Source organism: Intestinibacter sp., assembly GCF_051866655.1.
Classification (GTDB): Bacteria; Bacillota; Clostridia; order Peptostreptococcales; family Peptostreptococcaceae; genus Intestinibacter.
Genome location: NZ_JBJDXL010000266.1, coordinates 1 through 4,162 on the forward strand (window position 1 = coordinate 1; position 4,162 = coordinate 4,162).

At 31.9% G+C, this 4,162-nt stretch carries 5 protein-coding genes; 1 reads left to right on the forward strand and 4 read right to left on the reverse strand.

The features are described from left to right. The coding region (locus ACI3VO_RS08000; protein ID WP_439757406.1) for a lysostaphin resistance A-like protein at positions 1-404 on the forward strand (404 nt) is incomplete at its 5' end. A gap of 36 nt (positions 405-440) precedes the next feature. Here ACI3VO_RS08000 and ACI3VO_RS08005 read toward each other — a convergent pair. The 4 genes from ACI3VO_RS08005 to ACI3VO_RS08020 all read right to left on the reverse strand — a co-directional run. Next, positions 441-2,276 carry a hypothetical protein gene (locus ACI3VO_RS08005; RefSeq protein ID WP_439757407.1) on the reverse strand — a complete coding sequence of 612 codons (1,836 nt, stop codon included), beginning with the start codon at positions 2,274-2,276 and terminating at the stop codon, positions 441-443. A 25-nt stretch (positions 2,277-2,301) separates the two neighbouring features. After that, positions 2,302-3,090: a vWA domain-containing protein gene (locus ACI3VO_RS08010; protein WP_439757408.1), complete on the reverse strand. Its 789-nt coding sequence runs from the start codon at positions 3,088-3,090 to the stop codon at positions 2,302-2,304. Positions 3,091-3,132: 42 nt separating this feature from the next. Beyond that, positions 3,133-3,480 carry a TerY-C metal binding domain-containing protein gene (locus tag ACI3VO_RS08015; RefSeq protein WP_439757409.1) on the reverse strand — a complete coding sequence of 116 codons (348 nt, stop codon included), beginning with the start codon at positions 3,478-3,480 and terminating at the stop codon, positions 3,133-3,135. A 33-nt stretch (positions 3,481-3,513) separates the two neighbouring features. Continuing rightward, a partial coding sequence (locus ACI3VO_RS08020) for a hypothetical protein (protein WP_439757410.1) occupies positions 3,514-4,162 on the reverse strand: 649 nt, incomplete at its 5' end.

A 4,162-nucleotide genomic window follows, 5' to 3' on the forward strand; every position in this document is an offset into this window, starting at 1 on the left:
TTTTTAAGAGATTGTCTAGAATTTTCGATGTGTATGCTGGTATGATGATTTCTTCTATATTATTCGGTCTTTTACATGTGGAGTTGGCTGTAGTCGGCGCTGTAATTTTCGGAATTGCAAATTGTATCTTATATTTAAAATATAGAAATATACTGATACCTATGACTGTGCATTTTTTAAATAATTTATTAGCAAGTCTACCTATGTTGCTTTCTAATAGTGCTTCTTCAGCTCAATCAGAATTAATTACAAAAAGCGATGCCCATTTATTTTTACTATATGGTGTAATAGTTTTTTCGATTGGACTTATTTTCTTCATTAGATTCATAATAAAAAATCGCCAATATATAGAAAAAGACGCATTTGATATGAAGGTTTATAAGTTTAAAAAAGGACTTCTTTAAAAATAGCCCCTCGTACATAACAAGGGGCTAAATTTTTTAAGCTTGACGTATAGTCCATTTATTTTTTACATTGCTTTTGTTTTCTGGATAAAAATCAATCACAACTCCATTTGTTACTACAATAACTTTTCCTGGAGGGAATTTTTTGATTTCATTTCCTTTTTTTGCATACCATTCGTGGTTAGACATGTTTTTTATACCAATAAGCTCTTTACGTTTAGCGTTTTGTATTACTTTACCTATTACTTGTACATGATCAACATCTTCATAGCCGACTAATTTATTTGATATTTCAGTTCCTGGAACTAAATCTAATAGTATTGTATCGCTATTTTTTTGATCGACAAGGGCAAATGTAGTACATAATTGGTATTTTGGTATAGAGTGATCCTCTGGCTTTTTAGGAGCATCTTTATTTATTTCTATTACCTTTGTCTTTGTGTCGAAATCCTTGATTTCATCGACATTTTCATTTTTCTCAGGTTTTAATTTTTGAATTTTTTCTATAATGCCTTCTTTTTTAGGCTCTTTTTTAGTATTTTTTGAATCCACAATATTCTTAAATCTTGTAAGAACCTCTATAAATGTCTTATCCTCTGCACGAGCCTCTGGATCTTCAATTCCTGCGACAAAGTTTTGCTTAAATAACATCTTTATTTCTTCTGAGTAAAATCTATTCCAATATTTTATCAACACAGAATGTATTCCATAAACTGGTAGATTACTCTTATCATTGTAGCTGTACACAAACACTGGATTTTCATAATATTTAAGCTCATCTTCCTTAGTATAGCAAGGAATATTTAAAGACTTGCTACCTTCAAATGGGTCGCTCTTAAATAAAAGCCCAAATAGCAAGAACGCCATACTATGCTTGTCTGTATTTGTATTTGGTCTAGCTTCTTTTCTTAAAACCTCAGGAGCACAAGTTTTTTCATAATTAACTTCATAAGTATCATCATTTGGTGAAACTATCTTTTGATCGTTTATTATTTTACACTCTCTTTTTTGAGTGACGATTATATCCTTTGCTGTTATTCCATTGAAACAGCTATCTAGGCTGTGGACACTTGCAAAAAGATTGCATAGCTGTATGCATACATATAAATTTTCACTTATACTGTTAAATTTAGCATTTCCTGAAATATAGCTTTCTAGAATTTCGCCGTTTGTACCGATTAATTCTTTAAAATCCTTTGGTTTTACTATATCTACCTCTAATTCATCCTTATCTACAGCTATTTCAGGTGATATAACTGGTATAGTCATCGGTTCTACATCTTCTTCTGATTCTATTTTTATAGATGTATCATCCTCGTCATTGTCCTCTTCTATATCTTTGTTCTTTTCAACAGGAAAATCACCTAAGTCAATTCCCCATTGCATTTGTTGTTTCATTTCTTCATCTTTTCTAGCATTCTCAGCTTCTTCAGCTTGATCTTGTGGATTTATTTGTTCGCTAGTTTCTTGAGTCTCTTCTGGTCTGTGGATATATAGATAATCATCGTCCTCGTTATCTTCCTCCACAGCTTGCTCTTCTTGTGTACAACTTAGCTCATTTTGCTCATTATTTTCTATAGGAATAATTGTAGAAGTATCTTGAGTACGAGTATTTTTCTCTATTTCAAGGCTCTTTTCTATCTGAGATTCGTCAAAACCATTTTCTCTAAGATAATTCTCATAGCTAGCTCCTAATTCATCAGATTGTGATTCTTCCACAAATTCGATTTCAATTTCTCCGTCCTTTTTAGAAGTACCTTCATCGTTATCCACTAAATCACAATCCTCTAATCCATCTATAAGGCCATCATTATCCACAGATTCAATGCCGTCTCTTCTTACAAATTCACCTTCCCAAAAATTCTTAGTCATATTTTCACCTCCTGTCTAGAATCTATTATTCCCAACCATCTTCATATTCAAGATCTATAAATTCATCGTCGTTTACAGTATCCTGTACTGTTTTTACCATTTCTTCTTCCTTAGTTCCCTGTACATCCTCGTAAGAAAACTCTTCATTATCATCCTTAGCTACAGTCATGCTCTTGCTTCCTATTTGAGATGATGTAACTGCAATAGTTCTGACTAATTTTATAAGCTGAGCTGTATTTGATGCCTTGACTACAAGCTCTTTATTTTCTGTGAACTCCTCTAAAACAGCTTCATTAAAGTAATCGCCTATTCCAAGCGCAACCTTTATTCCATATTTATACCAGTTGTTGCTCTTTAGTATTTGCAATCCCTTCTTGTAGTTGTCAGTAGGATATCCATCTGTCATTAAGAAAATTACAGGAGCATAACTCAAAGAAGGTGCTTTTAAGAATTTTTTTCTAGATAGCATAGCTGCCAATTCTTCAAATGCCATACCTAAATCAGTGATTCCACCCGCTTGTAAATCCTTCCATTTATTATTTTCATCCACAATAAATGGCTCTGATGTCTCCCACTTGCATCCACTTGAAAAAGAAAGCACTGCGTATTTTAATTCTGTATTAGAACCACCAACACCTGCAAGCTCTGGTATTATCTCGCTCATTACTCTATTTAAATCATCTATTTTCTTGCCCCTCATACTTTCAGACGTATCTATAACAAAAAATATAACCATACTTTTTTTAGAAATAGGTTTCGCCTCTAAAGGGTCATAATCTTCGAATTCAAAATCTAAATCAAGCTCTTTTGACATATTAACTTTCCTTTCTTTATACTAGAATATCGAGTAATCGGCTTAGAATCCTCCACCCTTTACCTCTAACTCGTCTACAAGCTGTATTTTACTAGTGTTTCCACACCATGCACATGTAGTCACATCACTACCATCCCAGCAAGTAATCTTTCCACATTTACCACATATAAAAAAGCTTCTAGCTCCACAATGTGGGCAGCCTGGATATTCATCTGTAGTTATAAAGCTTCCTTTTAAAGTACTTTGTGATTCAAAGCCCTCCTTAGCTGCAATGCGTTCATCTATATCAAAGGCCCATGTTAATAGCCAGTTTCTACCCTCTTTTTGTATTCTTGCACCAAAAGGTCTTCTATTTTTTTGACATTTTATCATTATTACATTTGCTTCCATTGATTTACCTCCTCAATGAAAATATTTTTAAAATTAACTGTTTAGTAAATCTTGTAATTTTTCCTTTTCTTTTTCTTTGATTTCTATATTTTGTTTTTCTAGCTCTTGATCTTCAAGGTTTTTATTTTGTTCTTGTTCTTTCATTTGATCTATTTTTTCGTATTTTTCAAATTCCAAATCAAGTTCTATTTTTTTTTTATTTAATTCCTCAGCCTCTTGCTCTAATTTTCTTAATTCTTCTTCTAACTGCTGTTTTCTATCGATTAATTTTTTATTATAGTCCTTTAGCTTTCTTCTTTCTTTGTTTATTTTAACTATATTTTCGCTATTAAACTTTCTTTCACTTATAATTTGCTTCATTTTGAAATTAAGAGTATTGATTTTTTTCTTTGAAAGATCAATTTGTTCATCTATTTTATTTATTTTTCTTCTAGTTTGAAGTCCTTCGATAACTCCATCGTAGGCATCGATATCGAATATTATAGAAATAGATATATCGTCTTCACTACCATCTCTAGAGCGTTGTTCAAATAGCTTTATCAATCTCTCTTCCATTTGATTTATTTTATCGTCGTCATCAAGCTTTCCTAATTCCATAGCTATAGCTTGATTATAATCTAAAAAGTCACTATCATTTGCAAAGGATTTTACAAGACCATCTGTAGATACCATTATAGAAAAA